This window comes from Paenibacillus borealis (assembly GCF_000758665.1).
In the GTDB taxonomy this organism is placed as follows: Bacteria; Bacillota; Bacilli; order Paenibacillales; family Paenibacillaceae; genus Paenibacillus_AQ; species Paenibacillus_AQ borealis.
In genome coordinates this window covers 1524017-1550005 of the sequence record NZ_CP009285.1, presented here as the reverse complement: position 1 = coordinate 1550005, position 25989 = coordinate 1524017, and the positions used below count along the sequence as shown (strand labels likewise).

Annotated in this window: 17 protein-coding genes and 4 tRNA genes; 2 read left to right on the top strand and 19 right to left on the bottom strand. The window is 51.9% G+C overall.

The genetic code is table 11. From position 1 onward, the window contains the following. Nucleotides 1-24: 24 nt before the first annotated feature. The 17 genes from PBOR_RS06575 to PBOR_RS06495 form a co-directional block, all read right to left on the bottom strand. Entirely contained in the window at nt 25-1377 is a 1353-nt protein-coding gene (locus tag PBOR_RS06575; protein ID WP_042210991.1) for an ABC transporter substrate-binding protein, read from the bottom strand. Nucleotides 1378-1518: 141 nt separating this feature from the next. Continuing rightward, a complete protein-coding gene (locus PBOR_RS06570; RefSeq protein ID WP_042210990.1) occupies nt 1519-3249 on the bottom strand; it encodes a histidine kinase in 1731 nt (576 codons plus the stop codon). 2 nt (nt 3250-3251) lie between these two features. After that, nucleotides 3252-4790, bottom strand: a complete 1539-nt coding sequence (locus tag PBOR_RS06565) for a response regulator transcription factor (protein ID WP_042210989.1) — start codon at nt 4788-4790, stop codon at nt 3252-3254. Between the two features lie 246 nt (nt 4791-5036). Beyond that, nucleotides 5037-5119, bottom strand: a tRNA-Leu gene (locus tag PBOR_RS06560). Between the two features lie 56 nt (nt 5120-5175). After that, a tRNA-Glu gene (locus tag PBOR_RS06555) sits at nt 5176-5250 on the bottom strand. A gap of 172 nt (nt 5251-5422) precedes the next feature. Beyond that, a complete protein-coding gene (gene ald, locus PBOR_RS06550; RefSeq protein ID WP_042210988.1) occupies nt 5423-6559 on the bottom strand; it encodes an alanine dehydrogenase in 1137 nt (378 codons plus the stop codon). A gap of 168 nt (nt 6560-6727) precedes the next feature. Then, the gene (locus PBOR_RS06545) at nt 6728-7924 is read right to left on the bottom strand and encodes an ABC transporter substrate-binding protein (RefSeq protein WP_042210987.1); all 1197 of its coding nucleotides are present in this window, start codon (nt 7922-7924) and stop codon (nt 6728-6730) included. A gap of 78 nt (nt 7925-8002) precedes the next feature. Then, nucleotides 8003-8704: an ABC transporter ATP-binding protein gene (locus PBOR_RS06540; RefSeq protein WP_042210986.1), complete on the bottom strand. Its 702-nt coding sequence runs from the start codon at nt 8702-8704 to the stop codon at nt 8003-8005. Between the two features lie 4 nt (nt 8705-8708). Beyond that, nucleotides 8709-9491 (bottom strand): ABC transporter ATP-binding protein, encoded by a 783-nt coding sequence (locus PBOR_RS06535; protein WP_042210985.1) that lies wholly within the window; start codon nt 9489-9491, stop codon nt 8709-8711. Next, nucleotides 9460-10401: a branched-chain amino acid ABC transporter permease gene (locus PBOR_RS06530; protein WP_042219019.1), complete on the bottom strand. Its 942-nt coding sequence runs from the start codon at nt 10399-10401 to the stop codon at nt 9460-9462. Before PBOR_RS06530 ends, PBOR_RS06535 begins: the two co-directional genes overlap by 32 nt. 39 nt (nt 10402-10440) lie before the next feature. After that, nucleotides 10441-11346: a branched-chain amino acid ABC transporter permease gene (locus tag PBOR_RS06525; RefSeq protein WP_042219017.1), complete on the bottom strand. Its 906-nt coding sequence runs from the start codon at nt 11344-11346 to the stop codon at nt 10441-10443. 451 nt (nt 11347-11797) lie between these two features. Then, nucleotides 11798-12880: a Gfo/Idh/MocA family protein gene (locus PBOR_RS06520; RefSeq protein ID WP_042210984.1), complete on the bottom strand. Its 1083-nt coding sequence runs from the start codon at nt 12878-12880 to the stop codon at nt 11798-11800. Nucleotides 12881-12898: 18 nt separating this feature from the next. Then, nucleotides 12899-13816, bottom strand: coding sequence for a helix-turn-helix domain-containing protein (locus tag PBOR_RS06515; RefSeq protein WP_042210983.1), 918 nt, complete (start codon nt 13814-13816; stop codon nt 12899-12901). A 36-nt stretch (nt 13817-13852) separates the two neighbouring features. After that, on the bottom strand, nt 13853-14857 hold the full coding sequence (locus PBOR_RS06510; protein ID WP_042210982.1) for a Gfo/Idh/MocA family protein: 1005 nt from the start codon (nt 14855-14857) through the stop codon (nt 13853-13855). A gap of 330 nt (nt 14858-15187) precedes the next feature. Then, a tRNA-Ser gene (locus PBOR_RS06505) sits at nt 15188-15276 on the bottom strand. Nucleotides 15277-15282: 6 nt separating this feature from the next. Continuing rightward, nucleotides 15283-15358, bottom strand: a tRNA-Asn gene (locus PBOR_RS06500). Between the two features lie 104 nt (nt 15359-15462). Continuing rightward, complete coding sequence (locus tag PBOR_RS06495; protein ID WP_042210981.1) at nt 15463-16215, bottom strand: MBL fold metallo-hydrolase; 753 nt, start codon at nt 16213-16215, stop codon at nt 15463-15465. 127 nt (nt 16216-16342) lie between these two features. Between PBOR_RS06495 and PBOR_RS06490 the strand changes: the two genes are divergently transcribed. Further along, nucleotides 16343-16771 carry an Lrp/AsnC family transcriptional regulator gene (locus PBOR_RS06490; RefSeq protein ID WP_042210980.1) on the top strand — a complete coding sequence of 143 codons (429 nt, stop codon included), beginning with the start codon at nt 16343-16345 and terminating at the stop codon, nt 16769-16771. Nucleotides 16772-17665: 894 nt separating this feature from the next. Here the strand turns inward: PBOR_RS06490 and PBOR_RS35305 are convergent. Then, nucleotides 17666-24616, bottom strand: a complete 6951-nt coding sequence (locus tag PBOR_RS35305) for an S-layer homology domain-containing protein (protein WP_052429358.1) — start codon at nt 24614-24616, stop codon at nt 17666-17668. A 227-nt stretch (nt 24617-24843) separates the two neighbouring features. On the opposite strand from PBOR_RS35305, the gene PBOR_RS06480 reads away from it, so the two are divergent. Continuing rightward, a complete protein-coding gene (locus PBOR_RS06480; RefSeq protein WP_042210979.1) occupies nt 24844-25485 on the top strand; it encodes a pentapeptide repeat-containing protein in 642 nt (213 codons plus the stop codon). Here the strand turns inward: PBOR_RS06480 and PBOR_RS06475 are convergent. Next, nucleotides 25482-25967: a SprT family protein gene (locus PBOR_RS06475; protein ID WP_042219013.1), complete on the bottom strand. Its 486-nt coding sequence runs from the start codon at nt 25965-25967 to the stop codon at nt 25482-25484. The genes PBOR_RS06480 and PBOR_RS06475 overlap by 4 nt on opposite strands. Nucleotides 25968-25989 lie beyond the last annotated feature (22 nt).

Sequence of the window (25989 nt, the reverse complement as noted above, 5' to 3'; positions counted from 1 at the left end):
GCCGCTTTTTATATAGTATATTTCTTATTCAAATGTCAGCTCAGGGTGGTTCTTCTTCAGCTGTTCTTCCCACTTGTCCAGCGCCTGCCGGGCATCAAAGCTCTTATCCTGTGCCATGACCTGGAGCACCAGCTCGGAAGAGCTGTAAATATCCTGGTCGTATTTGGTCACCGCTTTGGATTTCATGTTCGGGAATACCTTCTCTACCCAGAACTTTCCGAGATCCTGTCCCCCGAAATATTCATCCGCCCCGGAAGATAGCTTGGAGGTATCCTTGAAGAAGGATTTCAGCGGCAAAATGTAATCGGAGGCTGCGAAGTTCGCTTCAGCGCCTTCGTCTGTGCCTAACAGCCAGTTAAGATAAGCCCATGCGGCATCCTTGTTCTTACTGTCTTTCCAGATACCGATGGTTGTACCGCCGTACGGATATCCGCCTTCCGGAGGAACCATCAGGCCCCAGCGGCCGGTGCTGGCCTTGTCGTTGGGCTTAATTACGAATTCCGGAGACCAGTTCGCTGCCGGATAGAAGATTACGTTATCCTGCGAGTACGAAGCATTCCAGGTCGGCGACCACATCGCCAGCTTGCCCTCTGCGTTATTGTCACGGATGGACTGCAGTTGAGTGAAGATCCGCAGCACCTCTGCGGTGTTCACTTTGGTTCCGTCAACAACTGCGGTTGTACCCTGATTGGAGAGGATGGTGTAGGCATCCATCAGGCTTCCCAGCATGAAGGTTTTGCCGCCGCTTTTCTCATATACCTCCTTGCCTTTGGCAATAAAGGTATCCCAATCGGTGAACATAGCTGTTAATTCATCAGGATCATCGGTTCCGAAGTATTGCTTCGCCAGGTCACGCTTGTAGGCCAGTGCTCCGGGAGAACCGGATTGCTCCAGACCGACGAGTTCTCCCTTGCTGTTGGTCAGCAGCGGAAGCTCGAAGTCGAGCAGATTGGAGGTATCGAAGTTGTACGGCTCTCCCGATAAGCTCTGCAGGACGTTAAGCTCATACAGAGCCCCGCGGAACGCAGCCTCCCCCCAGATGATATCCGGCAGGTCGGAGCCGGAGGCGATGGAGGTCTGGATTTTCTTCAGATAATCGCCCGCTGATACTTCGACGAAATCCAGCTTTACATTCGGGAACTTCTCGTTAAACTTCGCTCCGGTACCTTCGAACCAGGCTTTGTCCCAGCCCCATACGGTCAATTTTCCGGAAGCGTTTGCAGGATCGCTTGAGCTATTCGTGCTGTTCGTGGTGCCGGCGTCCCCGGAAGTGGCGTTGTTACCCTTGCCGTTGCCGCAGCCGGCTAGCACCATGGTGAAGCACAGTGTTAGAACAAGCGCTATAACGGATGCTTTTTTACTGAATAGATTGTGCAAATTATTGTCCCCCTTGCCTCTGTTGTGACAGCCGGCGGTTTCTCTCATGCCCTGTCCGTCTGTATAGTCTTACTATAAGCATGACGGCATCGCCCAACAATTAGACGATCCGATGATTTTGTATAAATAATGATAGTGCTTTCACTCTACCGGTTGCTGCCCTGATGGCAGGAGAACGGATATTTTGGTGCCTTCCTGCTCACTTGAGCGGATGACCAAGCGGCCTTCCTGCCCGTACAAATACTCGATGCGTTCCCGGATATTCCACAGCCCAATCTGTTTCATAGCCCCGGAAGGAAGGCGTGCCGGCGGCAGCGTTCCGTTCATAATGGCCTGTGCCTTCTCCTGGCTCATGCCGCACCCGTCATCCCTGACCGAGATTAACAGCCGTCCGCTGCGCTTGCGGATAATGATCTCAATACGCCCGATTGACTCCTTCTCTGAAAATCCGTGAAAAATAGCATTCTCCACCAGCGGCTGAATCAGGCTTTTGGGAATAGAGTCGCCCAGTACCTGCTCTTCTACGTTCCAGACCAGCTCGAAGCGGTCCGCATATCTGTATTTTTGAATACGTACAAAGTGATCGATAATGTTCATCTCCTGCTCCACCGTGACATACAGACCGGCATCGCCGATATTGACGGCATCATGCAGAATGCCAATAAAGGATTCAATCATTTCTTCGATAGCCATGTAGTTTTTTTTGCGGGCCAGATAAACAACAGTGTTCAAGGTATTGTAGATAAAATGGGGGTTGATCTGTGCGAACAGCAGCTCCGCAGACATCTTACGCTTCCAGCGTTCCTGCTCCACCTTCTCGCTCATCTGCCGCTCAATATCGCCAAGCATCATCTCAAAGCCATTCTTCAGCACAGAGAGCTCGTCATTGCTGCGGAACGACAGCTGAACATTGTAATTGCCCATCGATACCTGCTTCATCGCTTTGGTCATCTGCAGAATCGGACGGATAATACTGGAGATAATCGGAAGAAACAGCAGGAAGCAGAGGATGAGGCATAACGCGAGGAAGACCGCCCAGTACCGCACAATATATCCTACCCACTCGTAGAACCGGTCGTTAGAGGTAAACGTGAAGACAGACCACTCCGATTTATCAAAAGCACTGGCCAGATAATATCCCTTGTCATGCTTGGTGACTTGAATTTCCGGGCCGTCTGCGGTCAGCACTTGCGCAGGGAACTCTGCTGCGTTGCCTTGCTGATATAGCAGCGATTGATCCGGCCCGATCCAGGCCACCTGGTCGAAGGACTGGCCCAAATACTGGAACAGACTCTCAAAAGCTTCATAATCAATATTCAGAAGCAGCACACCGCCGTACTCGGGATCGAAACGGATAAAGAAGCTGACAATTTTTTTGCTGTCGGGGTCCAGAATGATGTGGGGAGCTGAAAATCCGCTTTTGGCGTTGCTGGCCAGCGCCTTCTGGTACCAGTCTTCCTGAAGCAGCCGTTCAAAATAAGGATCAATATACAGTGATGACCAGAAGACCTTGCCGTCAGAGCGGACGATGGCCGAGCTTTCGAGGTAGTCACGCAGCACATTAAATTTGGTCAATTGGGTGACTACATCCCGGTAGGCACTCAGCTCATCGTACGTCGAGGGATATTGCAGCTTCGCTGCAAACTGCTGAAGCAGCTCATCGTTGACCATATTGGCGGCATATTTCTGCACGTCGTCAATCAGGTGATTCATCTGATTCGTTGTCTGCTCCAGATGAATAGTGTCTTCACGCAGCGCCTGGGTTTCGAGAATCGAAGAGAACTGCTCATAGGCCAGCGCACTGATGGCAGAGACCGACAAAGTGACGATAAGAATAACGCTGCCAAGTATTTTGTTCTTGATTTTGCGCATAGCTATTCACCTTCCTTCTGCTGCAGGAAGTCCTTGGGCTGCATGCCGGTGGTTTTTTTGAATACCTGGCTGAAATACTGGCTGGTTTTGTAGCCCACCTTCTCGGATACCTCGTAAATCTTGTAATCACCGGTCTGCAGAAGCTGCTTGGCCAGTGAAATCCGGTATTCCGTTGTATAGTCCAGCAGAGACTGGCCGGTCTCCCGTTTGAAGGTGGTACGCAGATGGATGCTGCTGATCTGCAGATGGCCCGCGACCGTCTCCAGGGACAGGTCCGGATCGGCATAATTGCCGGCCACATAATCCATTGCTTTGTTCACCCAGCGGGAATAATGATTCCCGGGCTGCCGCCGCTGCAGACGTTCTTCCAATAGCCGGTACAGGGCGCTTACAATCTGCCGTGCGTCCGTGCCTAGCTCCAGGTCAGAGCCGTCTCCGTCCTTGCGGCATTCGGCACCGACCTCACCTATGGCTGCGCGCAATTCTCCCAGAGAGGCCAGGGCGGTTATTTTCTCCAAGCTGACTTTCAGCCCGTCCAGCAGGCTCCTGTCAGGAGACAGCAAGTACTGCCTGATCTCGCCAGCAATAACGGAAGCTCCGCCGGCAGAGGAGGCTTGTTCCAGCAGAAATACGGCACCAGGCGGCAGCAAAAACGAATAATCATACGCCTGTCTCATCGCCGCATATCTCCGGTCCGGCGATTCTGGGCTGCCGGCAGAGATGAGAATTCGGGGCAGCCCGCCCTCATAACAGGTTCCCAGACTGGTCAGCACCTGGCCGGCAATCTGCCGCAGGAGATAATGCTGAAGCAACAGACTGCTCGAAGAAGACAGCTTCAGCAGCACAGTGTAGCCGCCTTCATCCATCTCCATAATATGTATTTCCTCCAGCTCTGCGGACTGGTGGCGGATCTCTTCCTCAATCTGCTTCCAGGCGGAAGATACAGGCAAGCGGCTGCTCCGGCGGCTGCCGTCCAGCAGAATTGCAGCGCCCAGCTCGAAATACAGCAGTGCCGGCTGCCCCTGCTGATGTTCTGTAACGAGCCGGTGCAGCCGGGACTCCTGATTCCCCGCAGGGACCTGATATTTGCCTGCTAACATATCCTTTAGCAGGATTTGGAGCGCATGTCCGCGGCCTTCTTCCTCGGCTGCTTCTGCTGCCAAGCCTTCCTTGAGCAGCTTCAGCTGCTCCAACAGGCGGTTGCGGCTGATTTCATGCTTAAGCAGATAATGGGCCGCACGCATTTCCAGTGCCTGGCGGGCATAATCGAAATCACGGTAAGCGGTCAGAAAGATCACCCGGGTTTTGGGAGCAAGCTGGACAACCTGCCTGCCCAGCTCCAGGCCGTCCATAGGAGACATGGAAATATCGGTAATAACAATCTGCGGCTGCAATTTCTCGAATAACCGCAGCGCCATACGTCCGCTCGTTGCCTTCGCGACCACTTCAAAACCATTTTCTGCCCAAGGTACCATTTGATATACATTATCAAGTGCAAGCGGCTCATCATCCACAAGCATGACCGGAATTAAAAAATTCATTGCAGACCCCCCCGTTCCTGTCGATTTCTGATATATATGCAGGTATAACGGAACATGAAGGCGCCGTCAATGGAAATGACTCCCTAAATGAGGGGATGGGGATAATTCACATGCAACAACAAAAAGCAGCCCGTCCGGAGACAAGCCGCTATCTGCAAACTCTTTTTAAATGTTTTTTACGCCTCCGGCAAAAATAAAAAAACAAAAAACCCCTGAATCATCAGGGGTTTCAGCCATTACATGTTATGCGGTAGAGAGGACTCGAACCTCCACGGGTATACACCCACTACCCCCTCAAGATAGCGTGTCTGCCATTCCACCACTACCGCATATTGAGGCTTCAACGAACCCAGGGAATTCTCATCCCATCAATCGAAGAAGATTATGGTGACTCGTATGGGATTCGAACCCATGTTACCTCCGTGAAAGGGAGGTGTCTTAACCCCTTGACCAACGAGCCATATGATAAGTTTGTGTGTTTGTCACAACAAAAATGAGTATATCAAACCCCGGTGAATTTGACAAGCTTTTTTTCTAAAGAAAATATCGGGGAGAATTGCGGTGTGCAGCTTCCGTTTCTCCCCATCCCAGCCCCGCCTTCCCGCGGGGACAGAAACGATATTCTCCCATTGTTAAATACGTCCGCCAGCGGCAGCTAGTACGCGGATTCCATCCGCGCATTCGTAGCCCAGACTCTGCGCCACCGCAAGATTCGTTACATGTCCAGCCACCACATTCAGTCCGCGCGCAAGCGCCGCGTTGTTGACCGCAGCCACATGAATGCCAAGATTGGCAATCTGCAGCGCATAGGGAATCGTCACATTGGTCAGCGCCAGTGTCGAAGTCCGGGCGACCGCCCCCGGCATATTGGCCACAGCGTAGTGCACCACGCCATGCTTCACATAGGTCGGATTCTCATGCGTTGTAATCCGGTCAATAGTCTCGATCGAGCCGCCCTGATCAATCGCAACATCTACGATCACAGAGCCCTCTGCCATTTGCCGCACCATATACTCTTTGACCAGCTTCGGAGCACGGGCACCGGGAATCAGCACAGCCCCGATCAGCAGATCAGCTCGGCGTACAGCCTGTTCAAGATGATAGGAATCCGACATCACTGTAACCAGGCGTCCGCCAAAAATATCATCCAAAGCCCGCAGCCGGTTCGCATTCAGATCCAGGACTGTCACCCGTGCCCCCATCCCCAGGGCAATCTTCGCCGCATTGGTGCCGACAATACCGCCGCCGACAATCACTACCTCTCCAGGCTGTACTCCCGGCACACCGCCAAGCAGGACACCTTTGCCTCCCTGAGGCTTCTCCAGCAGCCCGGCACCGATCTGAACAGCCATCCGTCCGGCAACCTCGCTCATCGGGATAAGGAGCGGCAGGGAGCCATCCTCAAGCTGGATTGTCTCGTACCCGACCGCTGTGACTCCGCTATCCAGAAGCGCCTTAGTCAGCACTGCTTCAGGTGCCAGATGCAGGTAGGTGAAGAGAATCAGACCTTTACGGAAAAAAGCATATTCCTCCGGCAGAGGCTCTTTCACTTTAATGATCATCTCCGCCTTGCCCCAGACTTCCGCAGCGGTCTCCAGAATCACTGCGCCTTTATCCAGGTATTCCCGGTCATCGAAGCCGCTGCCTGTGCCCGCAGAAGCTTCAACGAACACTTCATGACCCGCCTTCCGGAGCGCCTCCACCCCGGCCGGGGTTATTGCGACGCGGTTCTCATTATTTTTGATTTCTGCGGGTACGCCAACAATCATGCTGATTCCCCCTCAAAGTTTTGTGAGCATAGCCTTCCTGTGATATACGAAAAGAAAGGCTCGAAATTGAGCCTTTCTCTTCTCAGCTAAGGTGATGCAGGAGGCCGTGCGGCCTCCTGCGGTTTAGAACCCCAATTCCGTTCCCCTTAGTATATGCGGGTTTACTTCTTAAGGATTAACCTTTGTTTCGAATGTCTGTTTACCGTCAACGAATTTCAGAACGACAGCCGCTTTAACCGGGTCATGTGTTTCGTTCAGGGTAATTTTGCCTGTAGCGAGCTGCAGATCTTTGGTTGCTGCCAAAGCTTCTGTAATTTTGGCCGGATCAGCTTCACCTGCACGGGTGATTGCATCAGCAACCAGTTTCAATGCATCATAACCAAGGGCAGCCATACCGTCTGGAACTGCGCCGCCGTTAGCTGCTTTATAGGCTTCAACGAAGCTGGTTACTTCAGTAGCCGTATCTTCAGGCGAGTAGTGGTTAGACATGAATGTGTTCTCAAGAGCTGCTGCACCAGCAATTTCAGCCAGCTGCGGAGAATCCCATCCGTCTCCGCCCAGGAATGGAACGGTAATGCCCATTTCACGGGCCTGTTTTACGATTTTACCTACTTCTTCATAGTAGCCCGGCAGGTAAATTACATCCGGGTTAGCTGCTTTGATACGTGTCAGAACGGCTTTGAAGTCAGAGTCTTTCTGTTGGTAGGACTCTTGGCTCAGCACTTCGCCGCCTTTAGCTTTGAAGGTTTCTTCGAAGAACTTCTGCAGACCTTTCGAGTAGTCACTCGAAGTATCTGTATAGATTACAGCTGTTTTTGCTTTCAGGGAGTCGAGTGCAAAGTTAGCCATAACTTCACCTTGGAAAGGATCGATAAAGGCTGCGCGGAACACATATTCATTCACATTGCCACTGCGCTCATCAACAGTAACTTTTGGGTTGGTTGCACCTACTGCTACGAGTGGAATCTTCTTCTCGGTAGCAACCGGAACGATACCCAGCGTGTTGGTAGAAGTAGAAGCGCCAATGATTGTAACAACCTTGTCATTGGTAATCAGCTTCTGTGCTGCTTGCGTTGCTTCTTCAGACTTCGAAGCGTTATCTGCAATTACCAGTTCCAACTGCTTACCAAGAATACCGCCTGCTGCGTTGATCTCGTCAACAGCCAGCTTCGCGCCCTTCGATGCGGAGTCGCCGAAAGAAGCTTGACCGCCTGTGAGCTCAAGGTCAGCCCCGATTTTGATTGTGCCTGCGGCAGCATTTCCGCCGCTTGCAGAGTTACCGCTGTTCTCTGTGTTGTTGCCACAGCCCGATGCTAATACCGCAGTCAGTACTGTCGACAAAATAATGGCCCCAATTTTCTTCATTGTTTCTCCCAGCCTCCCGATTAATTGATTTTTATATGTTGTTTCTGTGATGCTGCGGTTTGGTGCGGCTAATCTCTCCTAGTGACCAAGATAAGCCATTTTGATTTCATCGGAATCGGCCAATTCCTTGGCGTCCCCTTCAAGCACTACTCTACCTGTCTCGAGAACATAGGCACGGTCAGCGATTTTGAGCGCCTGATGGGCATTCTGCTCGACCAGCAGTACAGTGGTTCCGGCGTCATTGACTTCTTTGATGATTTTGAAAATATCCTGGACCAGCAGCGGCGCCAGACCCATGGACGGTTCATCCAGCAGCAGCAGCTTGGGATGACCCATAATCGCCCGCCCCATGGCAAGCATCTGCTGTTCCCCGCCGGACAACGTTCCGGCTTGCTGTTTCTTACGTTCCAGCAGTCGCGGGAAAGTATTGTAGACTTTCTGGAAGTCGGCTGCCAGGCTGCCGGAATCCTGCAGATAAGCACCCAGCTCCAGATTTTCCTCGACGGACATATTCGCGAATACACGCCGTCCTTCGGGGCAATGAATCAGCCCTTCCTTAACAATTGCCTGGACACTTTGATTCACAATCGATTTATCCAGGAATTCAATACTTCCTGTTTTGGGTTTAAGCAGCCCCGAAAGCGTCTTGAGCAGCGTGGACTTCCCGGCGCCATTGGCTCCAATCAGTGTAACGATCTCTCCCTGCTTCACGTTGATGCTGAGATCCTTCAAGGCATGAATAGCTCCGTAATAAACATTGATTCCTTGTACTGTAAGCATAGTTCTACGCCTCCTGTCCCAAATACGCTTCGATAACCTTTGGATTATTCCGGATTTCCACCGGAGTTCCGTCAGCGATAAGGATACCGCGGTCCAGGACGTAAATCCGGTTGCAGACACCCATAACCAGCGACATATCATGCTCGATCAGCAGAATGGTAAGGTCGAATTCTTCACGGATCCAGGCGATCAGATTCATTAGATCACGTGTCTCATTCGGGTTCATCCCGGCCGCCGGCTCATCGAGCAGCAGCAGCTTGGGTCCGGCCGCAAGCGCCCGGGCAATCTCAAGGCGGCGCTGGTTACCATAGCTCAGATTGCTGGCTACCTCATGACTCTGATCGGCAAGATTGAATATTTTGAGGATATCCATCGCCTTCTGAGTGATTTCGTCCTCTCCCTTGAAATGCTTCGGCAAACGGAGCATAGAAGAGAACAATGAGTGTTTCGCATGCTGATGAAAAGCAATTTTGACATTCTCCAACACGGTCATAGCCGTAAATAAGCGGATGTTCTGGAACGTACGGGCGGCACCTTTATGGTTAATCTTATAAGGCTTCATGCCGCCGATGGATTCGTTATTCAGAAGAATGCTGCCCGATGAAGGGGGGTAAACCCCGGTCAGCAGATTGAACAATGTCGTTTTGCCGGCGCCGTTGGGTCCGATCAGCCCAATCAGTTCACCTTTATTAATATGAAGGGAAACATCACTGACTGCCTTAAGTCCGCCAAAGGATCGGCTGGCTTCCTTAACATCAAGGAGCACTGCTGCCTTCGATTGTGTCATTTGCCTTAGCCTCCTTTTTACCGAACTTGCCGAATGAGAATTTGGTTGTGCCAAGCAGGCCGCTTGGACGGAAGATCATCATCAGGATGAGCACGATGGAGTAAATAATCATGCGCCATTCAGGGAATTCACGCAGGTACGTGTAGAGCAGGGTAACAAATACCGCTCCGACGATGGAACCGGCCGTGCTGCCAAGTCCCCCGAGAACAACCATAACGATAATTTCAAACGACTTCAGGAAGTTGAAACTGCCCGGCGTGATAACGTAGAACGTATGAGCTGACAGCCCGCCTGCAATCCCGGCAAACAAAGCACCGATGGTGAAAGCGATAATTTTGTAGCGTGTCGTATTAATCCCCATAGCCTCTGCAGCAATTTCATTCTCACGGATAGCAATACAGGCCCGGCCGTGTGTAGATCTAATGAAGTTATTAATGAGAACAACAGAAATCAGGGTGAAGAAGAATAACATCGTCCATGTTGTTTTGGCAGGAATACCGCTGAGCCCCGAAGCCCCGCCGACGTATTCAGTATTCAGCATGATAATCCGGATGATTTCACCGAACCCCAGTGTGGCGATGGCCAGATAGTCACCGTTGAGCCGGAGGGTAGGCATCCCGATCAGTACGCCGAATACTGCCGCCAAAAGTCCCCCAGCTATAATTGCCGGTACGAATGGCACGTTGTAGTCAAGCGTAAGGATCGCCGAAGTGTAAGCACCTACGGACATAAATCCGGCATGACCAATGGAGAACTGTCCGGTAATCCCGGTAATCAGGTTGAGTGATACGGCAAGCATGATGTTAACACCGATCAGAAGGAGCATAGACTGATTAACATCACTAAGAACTCCGGTTGTTAGAAGAACTTTGATTACTCCATAGAATGCGAGGGCGACAATAATGCCCATCCAGAATTTTTTATTCAAGTTTTTCACGGTAATTCCCTCCTACACTTTCTCCCGGACATTCTTGCCAAACAGTCCGGATGGTTTAAAGATAAGGATCAGAATCAGTACCGCAAAGGCCACGCCATCACGCCATGAGGAGAATCCGAGTGAAGATATTTCCGTCTCTACCGTTCCCAGCAGCAATCCGCCTACAAGTGCACCAGGAATACTTCCGATTCCCCCGAGCACCGCAGCTACGAAAGCTTTGAGTCCAGGCATAACCCCCATCAAAGGATCGACTGAGTTATAGGTCATTCCAAAAATGACTCCGGCAGCAGCGGCAAGCGCTGAACCAATTGCGAAAGTAGCTGAAATGGTGCGGTCTACGTTGATCCCCATCAATCGTGCCGCTTCCACATCGAACGATACCGCCCGCATTGCTTTACCGGTTCTGGTATAACGGACGATATACTGCAGGACAAGCATTAGAATAATCGTTGTTAGAAGAATCATAATCTGATTAGATTCAACCTGTATGGAAGTTCCAAACAGATGATACTGCTTCTTATCCATAATATCCGGGAAGCCCTGAGCCTGAGGCCCGAGAATCAATACTCCGGTATATTCAAGCAGGAAGGATACACCAATCGCTGTGATCAGCGCGGCAATCCGTGTAGACTTGCGAAGCGGCTTGTAAGCCAGACGCTCTATTGTGATACCGAGCAATGCGCTGATGGTCATCGAAATGATCAGCGACAAGAGCAGGACAACGATGGGCGGCAATCCGGCATTCGCCAGATATTTGGCACTGTAGAGTCCGATAAACGAACCTACCATAAATACATCGCCGTGCGCAAAATTGATCAGTTTGATGATACCGTAAACCATGGTGTAGCCAAGGGCGATCAGAGCATAGATGCTGCCTACGGAAATCCCGTTTATTAGTTGCTGAATGAAGTACTCCATCGCCATCCCCTTTTCCCCATAATAATAAAAATCCCCTTTCTCTGCCTCACATCTCTTTTCTTCTTTATGATGTCATTTATATTAACACAAGGGTTGGGTGTCGTCACTAATTTTTATGTGAATTAATATAAAATTCAAGAATTGGTGTTATGTTACATAACATGGTATGTGTAGTATTCGGTAGGTTTTTGTCGGATTTTGAAAAACGCGAAGAAAACAGGAGTAATTCAGAGGATTTTGAAGCAGGATGGTTTTAGGATTTGTTTCCTTTTCTTATACAATACTTGATTTTTGCGCAATTAATATAACATTTGTCTCTTTACAGCATCAATCCTTCAATTTATTAAAGGGGTAACGGGTTGAACCGACAGACTTTTTGTCGTTATTTGATAAAAACATACAAGCCGGCACCTCTTACATCGAGGTCCGGCTCATTTGCCTGATAGGACGTTTAATTCAAATATACCGCTTTACCGGTCTGTGCAGATTCATAGATAGCCTCCAGAATCCGGGAGACCACATAAGCCTGTTCAGGGGTCACGACCGGATCCTTATCCTGTTCAATTGCTTCAATCCACTTTCTCAATTCTATATCCGTAGCTTTCTCTGCTTTTCCTTCATAGAAAGCCACTCCTCCGGCACCGAGCTCAATTTCCTTCATGTACAGCTTACTATGCTTTTCCCCGTTAATTCTGAGACCATCCTTCATATCCGCACCCGCTTCGGTTCCGCTTAAGCTGCACTTGGCTTCATCCACGTCAAGCGAATTCAGCGCCCAGCTCGCTTCCAGCGTAATCGTTGCACCATTCTCCATCACAATCATCCCGAATGCGGAGTCTTCCACGGTGAATTTCTCCGGATCCCATGGCCCCCAGGCATTGGCTGCCTCTTCTTTCCGGGAGAGCTCATGGTATTTGGTACCCAGTACGACCTTCGGTTTATAGTTATCCATCATCCAGAGCGTCAGATCAAGCGCGTGGGTTCCGATATCAATAAGCGGCCCTCCCCCCTGCTTCTCCTCATCCAGGAAAACACCCCAGGTAGGGACAGCTCTCCGTCTGATGGCATGTGCCTTCCCATAATAGATATGGCCCAGCTCACCGGATTCACAGACCTTCTTCAGGTATTGGCTGTCTTGTCTGAACCGGTTGTCATACCCGATCGTCAGCTTCTTGCCTGTACGTTTGGCCGCTTCGACCATACGCAGGGCATCTGCCGCCGTCTTGGCCATTGGCTTCTCACACATCACATGTTTTCCCGCTTCCAACGCCGCAATGGAGATTTCCGCATGCGCATCATTCGGAGTAAGAACATGAACAATATCAATAGAAGCATCCCTCAATAATTCCTGATAGTCAGTGTAGACCGCAGCATCTGCGCCTCCATATTGTTCAGCAGCTGCTTCAGCCCGTTCTTTAATAATGTCGCAAAAGGCAACTATCTGCACTTTGTCCTGTCTGCTTAAGGCCGGAAGATGCTTCCCGTTGGCTATGCCCCCGCACCCGATAATGCCCACACGATACACTTTGCTCATATCCTCTCATCCTCACTTTTAATTTAATTTTTTGGACTTACGGTAAGCAGCCGGAGTCATTCCGAGCCGCTTGCGGAAAACCGAATGCAGGTAGGTCGCATTGGTAAATCCTTCGGACTGGGCGATATGTTCGATCGGCAGGGTACCGGATTCAAGCTTGCTGCATACGGCCTGCAATCTTATATCTTCAAGAACCCGGCTGAAGGTTTTATCCGGATGGATATGCTTAAATATTCGCTGCAGCTGCCTGGAGCTGATATTCAGCTTCTCAGCCACATTCTCCAGAGTCACGGTTGCTGAAGAATTCGCTTCCATGTACTGAATGGCATATTGATAGCGGTAGGCCAGCATATCCCTGACCGGTGCGGAGGTTCCCATCCCGCCAGTATCATAAGTTCTGGTTACCTTCAGTAAAATACTGATCACGAGATGTTTGATGGAGGTGTAATACCCTGTAAGCTTGCCGTCACAGGCCTCATAGGCTTCGAGAAAGCATTTCATAGCCCGGTGATAATCTTGAGCAGGTATAGGCGGAAGCTTCCTCAGCTTCTCAACGCATTCCTCGGCTTCAGCGACCTCCCATGGATCTGCATCTTCTCTGAGCTTCTCCGTAATCTTGACATGCAGACATAACTCCTCCATCGATTCCTCCGGATCCGCCTCCTGACGATGCATGACTCCCGGTCCGGTTAAATAGAGCATTCCCTCCGATAAAGGATACAGCTGATCGCCAAGAATGACTGTCCCCTTGCCCCGCGGGATAAAATGAAATTCAAATTCAGCATGGTTATGGAAATCAATGACCTTTCCCGGCGGAAAAGAGGTCAAATGAAACCGGAGAACTGAAATTTCATAATGTCCCCACAGAATTGAAATATCCAGTCTTTCAAGCATATCCTGCTTCTCAAACATAATCCCGAAGGGAAAATGGCTCATTGTAATCCTCCTGCTAAGCTCTTATGAAATGAGTAATCAAGGATTCAATTCGGCTAACCGGATAACACGGCCTTCTTTCGCCGAGAGATTCGCCGCCTCCATTAACCTTGTAAGCTCGGTTGCGATTTGAATATTCTCGGCCGCAAGCGTGTTGTTCTGAATGTGGGTGACCCATTGTTCAAATGCACTTTCCCGGCGGGCCATCAGAGGAATATCGTTCCAGGAATCTCCTTTATCTGCCGCTTTGGCACTTCTAACGAGCAGCTTCTCTTCAGGCGTTCCATATAGCAGGGTTCCTTCCGTTCCATGCACTTCGATGGTAAATGGTGAGTAGCTATTCACGAACCCGGCTTCCACCACACCAATAGCTCCTGAACTGGTATAAAGTGTCGCCACCGCGTTGTCTTCCACTTCCTTGCCCGTTACATACCCAAAGCTCGCGCTTACACCGGTCACCTCTTGATCCAGAAACAGCCTTGCCAGGTACATGGGGTGACATCCAAGGTCAATTAAAGCACCGCCCTGGCATTGCTCCAAGCTAAAGAAATGTTCGGGCAGCCAGTTTGCAGTTGCGCCGTTATGGGATAAGCGGACTCTGACATACGTTATTTCTCCAAGCATTCGCTGGTTTAAAACGTCCTGAACAGATAGCGTATAGCCATCATTTAACCGGGGCAGGGAAACAGTTAGCTTGACCCCATTCTCCGAGACTTCTGACAGGATTTCATTGACCTCACTTAACGTTGACGCAATCACCTTCTCGGTGAAGATGTGCTTGCCGGCTTTGGCAGCCGCAATGATGATATCCCGGTGCATATTGGTTGGCGCGTCGACAATAACGGCATCGATATCCTTTTGTGCAAGCATGTCTTCCAACGAATCAAAAAACGGGACACTCAAGCTGTCTGCCGCCTTCTTGCCCCGCTCCGCATCCTCGTCCCACACCGCAGCGATTACAGTATCACCATGCTCCTGAGCCTGCTTCGTATAATCCCAGGCATGCACATGCCAAAAGCTGATCTTGCCAATCCTAATGCTCATTCGCCCGTACCTCCATATACATTATTCTGACATCATCTATAAAGTATCATATAATAAGCAGGTTTTTTAGTAGATAAATGCGACATGTATTATATGTAATTGCGACATCAAAAGGGACGCTGCATCGTTCAAGGATCCACTACGCCCGACTGGAAGCACGCAAAAAAGGAGCTCAAAATGAGCTCCTTACGTATTAATCCATATGAATCATTTCAAGAACGGAGAGAGAGGGATACTCTCACTGCGTGAGAGATTGCGGAGAATCCCTAACGAAGCTTATGCTCCAACGAACCGCTGAGGGTTCTCCTCCCTTGCAGGGAAGTATATCTACGGAGAGAGAGGGATTCGAACCCTCGCACCGCTTACGCAGTCTAACCCCTTAGCAGAGGGTCCCCTTATAGCCACTTGGGTATCTCTCCAAGTAATGGCTCCCCGAACAGGACTCGAACCTGTGACAACTCGATTAACAGTCGAGTGCTCTACCAACTGAGCTATCAGGGAACATTAACATGAACAAGGATTAATTTATCATGATTTTTTGGTATAGTCAAGCGTCGGGGTGGAGATTGTGAGATCGTTTTCAGATTATCCGATTTTCCCTTGGACTACACCCATTCTCCATCCAGGGGGATAGCGACACGGCCCAGTAGCCCTTCGGATTCAAGACGCTGACTCAGCTGCTCACGGGTAACATAGCAGTGGTTGATGGCATCCATATGAACGGCAATTACCGAGGCAGCAGGTGCGGCACGGCATAACTCCACAACATCCTGCTCATTCATGGTAATATGCCCCCCGCTTACGAAGCTTGCTCCTCCGGCATTAACGACAATAACTTCCGGCTGATGGCCGGCAAGCACTGGCTCCACCTCACTGCACCATATTGTATCTCCTGCCAGGTACAGAACAGGCTCACCTTCTGCCCGGAATACGAAACCGGATACCTTGCCCATTCGCTCTCCGATCTCTCCCGTCCCGTGTTGCCCTCCGGTCCGTGTCAAGGTTACTGCTCCGAAGGAAGCTGGCACACTGTCCTTAATCTCTGTGACACGGGCAAAGCCCTGGGCTGTGATCCTCTCCCCGTCCCCCTCCTGGCATAATACCGGCAGCTCATGTGATAAAAGCTCTGCCGCAGCAGCATCCCAGTGATCCTGATGAAGATGAGTTACCAGCACAGCATCCGGCTCCAGCCACTGCGCGGCAGGACCGGGTAAAGAAACCAGCGGATTCCGGTGCTCATTCGCAGTATTAATAATGGGCGGATTGACTCCCTGGGCACTCAGCATCGGGTCAACCAGAAAGGTTACACCACCGTATTCCAGCCAAAGGGCGGCGTGGCGGATAAGTTGGATTTTCATCATAAACACCTCTTCCTAATGCTCGTGTTCTGCTACAATTAATTATAAATCGACTGTGGATGAGAATACATTGTACTGTGAAAGAGATTAGCCTGTCCTACTTTCATCCGGAAAGGAATTTACGCTTATGAGTCCCTACCTCATTGACGATACAGATTACCGCATCCTCCAGCTACTAATAGAAGACTCCACATTAAGCCACAAAGATATCGGTGCAGAGGTCCACCTGACGGGTCAAGCCGTAGGCGCGCGTATCCGCAGAATGCGGGAGCTTGAGATTATTGAAGGCTACACTATCCGCTGGAACCCGCTCCGGATCGGGCAGAATATGCATGCTTTTATTACGGTTTTTCTCAGCACCAATGCTGCTCACCTGCCCTTTCAGAACTTTGCGAAGAACCATTCGAGTGTTGCCGAGCTGTACCGCATCAGCGGGGAAGGCTGTTATTGGATGCGCGTACGCACCGTGAATCAGGAAGCGCTGGCCGCTTTTCTCGACGAGCTGCTGGGGTACGGCAATTACCGGGTCAACCTGGACATGGGGCAGATTAAGTAGTCCTGTTGCAGGCAGAGGGCAAGGAGAGCGAACCTTTTGTGAGGATTGCCTTCCTTGCGGATTAGGATGCGGCTAATCTCTGTTTGCCCCGATCAGTCGACTTTGGGTGAAATTAAAGCTACACTCCCTGTATGTGCGCGATTACTGGCGGATTGTTACCTTCAAATCTGGGATTGTTGTATTTTTTGCAAGATTTTGGGCGGTTTGGCGCTTGTGAACCCACATTGTTGTACTTTTTGCAAGAATTCTGGCGGGTTAGCAGCTTCGAGCCTCAAATTGTTGTATTTTCTGCAGGATTTCTAGCAAATGGGGAGTTTTGAGCCCCACATTGTTGTATTTTCTGCAAGATTTTTGGCTGGCCTTACCTCTCCGTTCCTCCAAACTGCCGACTTTGGGCGATATTAAAGACACTTCCGCACTACTGCGCCTCCTTTACTCCATTCTGCCGACTTCAGCTAACTCCAGTACACTTCCACATCTACTTTCCTCCGTTCCGCTTACTTCGGCTTATTCCAACACACCTCCGCGCCTACATCCCCACCCTTCTGCCGACTTAGAGCGAAATCAAATACATTTCTGTGCTTCCTCTCCTTCCCTCCATTCCGCTTACTTCGGTTTATTCCAACACACTACTGTGCCTCCGTTCCTCCTTCTTCCGACTTTGAGCGAAAATCAAAGACACTTATGTGCTCCCTCTCTTCCCTCCATTCTGCCAACTTCAGCCAATTCAAAGACACCTCTGCGTTTTATTTCCTCATTTAGTCCACTTCCAGCGAATTTACAAACACTACCTCCTGATCTAAAAAAATAAGCCGCCGCGAAGGAAGACGGGGGAAATCCCTCATTCCTTTGCGGCGGCTTGCAGGTTGTTCGTGAAGCAGTTAAGACTAGCGCCTACTCATTCAGCAGCTTACCTGCGCGGAGCAGGCGGGTAAGAATAACGGCCGCTTCAGCACGGCTTGTGTTGCTGCCGGGCGCAAAGCTTCCGCCTGATCGGCCGTTCATAATGCTGCGGGCGGTTAATGTATCCACAGCTTCCTTAGCCCAACCGGAGATGCTGGCAGCATCATTGAAGCTGCCCGGCGCAGATGGTGCTGCTGGAGAACCAGCTTCATTAATCGCTGCATTGGCATGAAGCAGCTTCCAGGCTCTGGCGGCCATGACCGCCATCTGCTCTCTGGTGATCGGCGCATCCGGACGGAAGGAACCGTCCGCATAACCTTGAACCAGCCCCAGTAATACGGCAGCTTCCGCGTCGGCGGCGTACCATGAGCTGGCCGGCACATCACTGAAAGTGGCGGCAGCTGCAGGCAGCGTATCCGGCTGCAGGCCAAGCGAGCGGACCAGCATGGACGCGAATTCAGCCCGGCTGACGGTGCGCTGCGGTGCAAAGACGCCGGCCGACTGTCCGTTCACAATCAGCCGGCTCGCCAGCAGACTGATCTCATCCTTGGCCCAGTGGGCGGAGATATCTCCGAAGCTTACCGGATTCGCGGCAACGGCAATTACACCGCCGGCTAAACTGCTCTTCACCGTAACCCGGGTCACACCTGCCCCGGATTCGAACAATGCCGGAACGTAACGGAAGGTTCCGTCCTTGGCATTATAGACCAGCGCCACTGCTGTCTTGGCGTCCATTACTTCGTTAATGGTAAATGTACGCTCGACATATACAGTGCCGAAGCTTCCGGCCGGCACTGAGGTCTTGCCGTCCGTAACATTCAAGGTGAAGCCTGCCGGCGTTCCCTTCACCTTATAGTTCTGCTTGCCTGCAGCGGCAAGCAGCCCCGCAAGCTCCGCGCCTGTCTGCGGCGCGAGCTTGAACTCCAGCGTTCCATCAGGCAGCTTCGCGCCCTTCAGAACGCTGTCTGCCAGGGACAGCGGGAGACGGTAGGACGCATCCCCGCTCCGGACCACCAGCACAGCGTCTGGACTCGCCGCTGCCGCTGCCCGCAGAGCTGCCCCGCTGAAGCGTGCAGTACCATCTGCATTAGCCGCCACTTCAATCACTTTCTGTCCGGCGGCAACACTCTTGAGCTGCGCATCGTTATTAGCAGCAGGCACAATCACGGGCGCCGGAGTAGACGCAGAAGTTGGCTGCGGGTTCGGGTCCGGAGCCGGGGTTGAAGTCGGAGTTGGTGCCGCAGTCGGACTTGGAGTCGGCTCCAGGCTTGGAGTTGGAGTCGGAGTTCCCGGATCCACTGGATCGACTGGGTCTACCGGATCTACCGGATCTACCGGGTCAACAGGATCGACTGGGTCAGCGGCCCATATCACAAGATCATACACTCTTGTGCTGCCAAGAGCGGATACGCTAAAGGTTGTGTTCCCTTTAGCAATTGCCTGCAGCTTCCCGTCCTCCATAGTGGCAAGGCTGCCGTTTGCTATGCGGATGTCCGCCTGCGCAGTGATATCTGTACCCTTCTGATCCAGCACCTGCAGCTTGGAGCTGGTTCCCTCTTTTAATACCACAGGTCCGGTCTGTCCATCCCCAAGCTTGATCGAGAATGGCTTAATACTGCTTGCGATGCCCTGATTCTTCTCCAGAACCGTAAACGCTGACGAGCTATTCGCCACCTGATTCATCCGCTCTCCGCGGATAATCAGGTTATCGGCCAGCAGACCGCCTCGCATTTCCTTCGTAATCTCTACTCCGTTAGTGCCGGCTCCGTCGATCACGTTATCTGTTAGGGTGACTCCTTCCATATTCAGATTACCGTGGACGATGAGCCCGGAATAAGTGCTGTCCAGTGCAATATTATTGCGGATCAGCACATTGCTGTTGATGTTATTTTCCCCTGCATAGAGCCAGATAGCTCCCAGGTTCACACTATACCCGGAATCATAGCTTCCGGTCCGCAGCAGGGTATTACGTTCCACAACGGTTGTGCCCTGGAACGGCTCTGCGCTGAAGCGTGTAGATACGGCGATTCCCGCCCCGTTCGTCACGGTGTCCTTCACAATATTATCCTGGATCTTATTATCCTTGCCGCCGAACACAACGATATTATCAGCCAGCCACGGCAGAGATACGTTGTTGAACCGCGCTGTATTATTGAAGCTTGGCGTCCGCTCGCTGCCATTGACATCATTCAGCCCGGCATCGGTGAAGGACCACATGGCGATACCGTCATCGCCCGGATAGCGGATATCGCTCTGCTCCATCATGCTGTTCCCTGTGCCTACAGCGAAGTTGATCCCGTCCGCCATCAGGTTGCGGATACGCAGCCCGGCCATATAGAGTCCATTGGTGCGCGCTTTCTCCCCTTTGGGCTGGGTCAGCCATAAGCCTGCTTTGGTATGCTCTATCCATACGTTCTGAATGACCGAGCCTTGACCGAAGGCGCCGTGAAAAGCATTCGTAACCGCCTCATCGTCGCGCACGTTAATGCCGCCCTCAATCAGCAGATCGTATACGCCGATCTCGCCGCCATGGCCATAGAACTTGGCTCCGTTCAGCGTTGTGTACCACATGCCTGCACCGCGGATCTCCGCATCGTCCAGATCCAGCAGTCCGTTGCCGACATTGAAGCTTCCTGCCGGGAACCAGACGCCTGCATCCTGAGCTGCGGCTGCGGCAAGCGCCGCCTTAAATGCGGCAGTATCATCGCCATCATCACCGGCAACGGCTCCAAAATCAGTGACAGACAGGAACCCCTCAGGCTGAGCCAGCGCAGGCGCAACCTGCTCCATATCCGCCAGATCGATTACGTACGAGGCGGCAGTATCTTCTGCACCCTTTTCAAGCCGGATCACTGCTCCTGCCGGAGCATCACCGATCAGTGCATGAATCTCATCATAGAAGCGGTGTCCGCTGCCTTGACGCGGGTCATTCGACCATGGGTAGCTGCCGTATTCCCAGGCGTATTTTGACGTGAGATTAAGCTCCTGAAGTTCCCCATTCACGAAGAGCGACAATGTTTCCTCCGCTCCCGCACCATCCGGACTGTCCGGTATGGAGTAACGGAGTACGATTGAATTCGCAGGTTTGGCCAGCGTAAACTCCACATACTCGCCGGTGTTCTTCAGAATGACCGCCTCACGTCCTGAAGCCTCCGAAGCCAGACTGCGATATTTCCGCGAAGGCGTGACCAGAGTTCCATTCGTAACGGCATCCTCCGCTTCGTAGCTGATATAAGGAAGCGTAGCTCCGCGATAGGATTTATTAACGCTATCTTTGACAGTCAGGCTATCGATTGTGATCCCGCTCCATGATGCCTCTGCGCCACTGAATGAAATCGTATTGATTCCTGTCCGCAGCTCCAGCGTAAGCTCCGCCGTCTGCCAAACGGAGGCTGAGGCAGGAAGGCTTACCTCACCCTGCTTAAGACCATTGACCCGGGTTTCCAGCTTAGCCGCAGCGGCAGCAGTGTTCCGGTAACGGAGCACAACGTCGTATTCCCCCGCCACATCAGCATTCACGGCAAACCGCAGCACCCCGTCCCCGCGGAAAGCCTCTTGCCCGGCATACACAGCATCCTGAGCTACGGGAACGAAGCTCCATAGCGCAGCCTGTGCTCCAGCTGCTCCCAGTTGAACTCCCGCTTCCCCATGAGCAAGCGCAGATTGCTTATCCGCACTTAACAGCAGCCTGTATCCCAGCTTATCCTGGATACTCCACTGCGAGTCTACCTTGTCACCGGAATCAGTGAGGACAATAGCGCCCTCTTGATCGCGCGCCAGATAATGACCAGTCTGAACGTTCATCACCCGGTTCCGGCCATTGAAATCCTGCACCAGCCACTGCGCCTGGGCCGGCCCTCCGGAAGCATCGGCATACACCAGCTTGCCGTCCTTTTCCGCCACTAATGTGCCGTCCATTCCTTGCGGTGCGATGGTAATGATATTCGTGTCGTTCTGAACCGGTGTAGCCGTATCCGTGTTTCCGGCTTCGCCTTCCGGCAAGTTGAATTCTTGCGGTGCAGCTTCAAGTGTCCATTGCAGCGATGACTCAGTGTCCAGCAGCAATGCACGCTCAGCATACCCCGTCTTATTCTGCAAATTGATGTACTCATCGTTATATTCACCGTAGAGACTGCGGATGGTGTAATGCTTGGCATCTGCAGCGAGACTGACAGCCCATGCTGAAGCACCGGTATCCGCCGGATCACCGCCAGTGCTTTCCAGGAAGGAGTAATCACTATTTAGAGTAATATAGTGGCCCGTTGCTCTATTCACAATAAATTGCTGTCCTGCATCCGTAACGATATTCCAGTGCGAGTAGCCGTTATCTGAAGCAGGCTGGCCGTATAGGACCACGCCGTGTTCGTTCTCATACAGGTAATCTCCGGTGCCTGCATTTTTGAACCGGACAGGGGCGGCTGGAAGCGGCGGTACCGGTTCGTAAACCGGCTCAGCAGTAAACTGCGCACTGTCCCTGACGGCAGCATCCGCAGCCTTGCTGATCCGGATTACCGGATAGCCGTTATCATCAGCGGCGCCATACAGGTAATGGCCTGCCCAGGCACTTTTGAAGGTAGTACGTCCGGATTCCTGTATATCAACTATCCATCTGATGCTTGCCCAGACGTCATATACTGTCTGCTCCGTCCGGACGGGGCCCGGGGGCTCTTCCTGTTCAATGACCGCTGCCAGACTCTCCAGGGAAATGTACCTTCCGGTGCCTCTATTCTTCAGCTTGACCGCACCGTTACTGCCCGGTATATCGATCAGCTGCCAGACGAATGAATCGTCTCCGGGAATAAGCTCTCCGTACGTAGCCTGACCGACCGTGGGATCAGCAGCAGCACCGCCACCCGCACCAGCAGTTGCAGTATCACCTGCATCCAGAGCGAGCAATGCCTCTTCCTCTTTAGCAGCCTTCTTCGCTATATCCTCCAGGTCTCCGCCAGCCTGATCCTGCGGATCATACACATCCGCTGTAACTGTCCCGTCATTAACCGGAAGCGTTACCTTCAGCACAGGAGCAGGAACAGCATCATCCTTAAGATACTGATCTGCCCCGTTCACTCCATCCAGCTTAAAGCGGAACAAATCATGTTTCTTCTCGGTTACGGGTACGAACTTCCACTTCGGACTGCCCCAATCGGGATTGATCACCCCATATTCGGCATATTTGGTCAGATTCTGCAAAGAAATATACTTCAGCGGACGCTTATTCGGCTCCTTATCCAGCACACTCGCGATCACATACGTGCTGTCGCCGGTATTTCTGCCGGTCCAGATGTACGCCGGGTCCACATTATCCTTACCGTCAAGCGGAGTCACTGAAATATGACCATCCGGCATCTGCGCTACATTCATGTAGTGGCCTGTTTTTTTATTCTGAAAAAGCTTGCGGCCGTTGTACTTCTCAATCAGCCACTGGTCAGAGCCATCCTCCTGCATATTGCCGTATTTCAGCACACCGTCGCTGCTCTCATACCAGTAGAAAGACTGCCAGGTATTCTGAATCCGGTAATAATGAAGGGATCCGTCTGCGTGGAGGTTCGGGTCAAGCAGCTGCCACTGGGCAGACAGCGAGCTTGCATCAGAGCCTGCGCCGGCATGTCCGCCTCCCAGCAGGGACAGATAATTTCCCGTAGCCCCTACATTCTCAATCGTCTGGTAGTCATCATAATCATCCGATTCATTGAAATTCCACTGATCAGAAGGCAGACTCATATTCATCGTCACGGCAGCAGCGGTACCATCTGCATAGTTAAGGTAATGTCCTGTTGCTGCATTGCGGATGCGTTTATGTCCGTCATAGTCCTCTACAAACCACAGGTATTTACTCTCATCTGCTGCATCCGGGGCGATAACCCCATGCTGGAGCTCGCCGCCCGCAGCTTCATACAGGAAATCGGTTGCTACTTGTGCATCGGTATAAGTAGTAATCCGCACCGGCTGCAGCTCACTAACCGTGACGATCCGCCACTGGGCACTTGGATTGCCTCCCCAGCCCGGCCAATTATTGGAGCGTACATCGCTGTCACCGTCATACTGGGGGCTAAGCCATAATGCATTCCCGCCGTCGGTCAGACCCTGATTCCGGAAGGTTACAAGCCCTGCCTCCGGGGTGCCCGGTGCCGACTCTTGAATCCATTCGCTCAGATTTGCTTTGGCCGGATCAATCTCAGCGGAGAAGACACCATAGTTAGGATCTTCATTCTGCTTGATATAGTGTCCGGTCGCCCGGTTGCGGATCAGGAGTGTCCCGGAATCTGTACCCGGTTCCAGAAACCACTGTGCGGCCTCATTACTGAGCGGCTCTGCACCGTGCTGTACCTTCCCCTCATTCTCAAACATGACGTTGCCCGGACGCATCACACTTTCGATCCGCACAGGCGCTGCATTCAGACTCACAAAAGCCCACTGCGGACTCTCAAACGTAATGTTAATATCCGCACTGACCTGAGCATAGCCCAGCTGATTCTCCTCATGGATGACCAGCTTGCCCTCCGGAGCCGTCGCACTGCGAATGACCATATAGCCTGCTCTGTTTGAAGTATCAATCAACCATTGATCAGCAGTGCTTCCCCCGCCAGGAGCAGCGGCTGCCTTGAGTGAATCCTCTTTGCCCGTATTGCCTTCAAGCGTAATGAAGTGGCCGGTCTTCACATTCTGAATCCGTGATAAGCCACCCTCCGTGACCACATTCCAATGGGAAGAGGTATCCGCCGGGTTGGTCATTCCGTAGCGGACAACGCCTTCGCTTGTCTCATACAAAAAATTGTTCTTCCACTTGTTCTTGATCAGAACAGTGCCCGCCGGAATTTGCGCTGCACCTGTTCCCCCGAGGCCGTCTGCGTAGACAGAATTCCCGGCTCCCGGCAGACCCAGATTGGGAAAAATAAGCAGCAACGCCAGCAGACCCGCAATCACGGACCTGAATCGTTTCATAAGTGCGCCCCCTCTAACTAAAATGGACTTCTTTTCCATCTTAGTTTGGTAACGCTTACAAAACGATGTGTGATTTTATCCAGACAAAGGTGTATTTGTACGTACATGCTTAAGGCGGGCTGCAGCCGCGTCAATTGACAAAAGCACCGGTTCGCAGGATAGTTAACTCATTCATCCGCGAGGTTGTCCATACTTGAACGGGTGGAACTAATTCTACGGAGGCATTCATGAATAACAAGATTGAACAACCCAGAATCCCGGAACCGGAGCTATTGCTGCCGCAGCAGATTCATTCCCTGGCTTCCAAGGACGAATTCAGCCGCTGCCTCATTTCCGGAGCGCTAATTGAATACCAGGATGCTGCCAGAGTGTCCTTTGATAAGGTAATCTTCAAGAATGTGACGATCACTGAATCTTCCCTGCACGGCATTGAGCTTACCGATGTCATCTTCGATCATTGTGACCTGTCCAACGTGGATTTCAGCGAAGCCTTCATGCACCGGACAGAGTTCAGGGATTGCCGTTTGATCGGCACGGACTTCACGAGGGCGCGGTTTCAGAATGTATCGGTGACCGGGTGCATCGGGGAGTTTGCGGTGTTCCGGTTCGCTAATTTCAAAGCTGCTTCCTTCGAGCGCAGCTCCCTGATCAGCGCGGATTATTATCAGTCCGCCTTAAACGGCCTCTATTTCTCGGAATGCAATCTGGATCAGGCCACGCTGGCCGGGTGCAAGCTGAAGGATATCGATCTGAGCGATTGCGAGTTCACCGGCCTTGTGGTTGACCTCCAGGATCTGGACGGCTGTGTGATCTCTGCGGAGCAGGCGGCTTCTTTCGCCGGACTACTGGGCCTGGTGATTAAATATTAAGTAGCCGGACCCGCACCTGCCTCCAGGGTGACCAGCTTCAGCTTGCCCGAACATTTCCCGCAGCGGTAACGCTTCGGATCGGCTTTGCGTTTGCGCAGATATTCGGTGGCACAGGCCACGCACACCAGCTTATACCGGTACGGCTGCGGCTTCCGCGCCTTGGCTCCCGGCAGGGTCTGGCAGTAGCGGCTGCCCCCGACACGGGCGAGCAGTGTTTTGAAATCATCATCCCGGTGCATATACCCCCGCTTCGCCAGATGCAGATGGTAGTGGCAGAGCTCATGCTTGATGATTTTCTCCGTCTCCTCCCGGCCGTGGATGGCAAGCTGCTGGGGATTGATCTCTATATTATGGCTTTTGGTGAAATATCGTCCGCCCGTTGTCGTAAGTCTGCTGTTAAAGCTGGCTGTATGCCGGAAAGGCACGCCGAAGCTGTTCATCGACACCTGCTCGATCCACAGCTGCAGCTCTTCGTTGCTCATACTGATCATAGCGCTCCTTCAC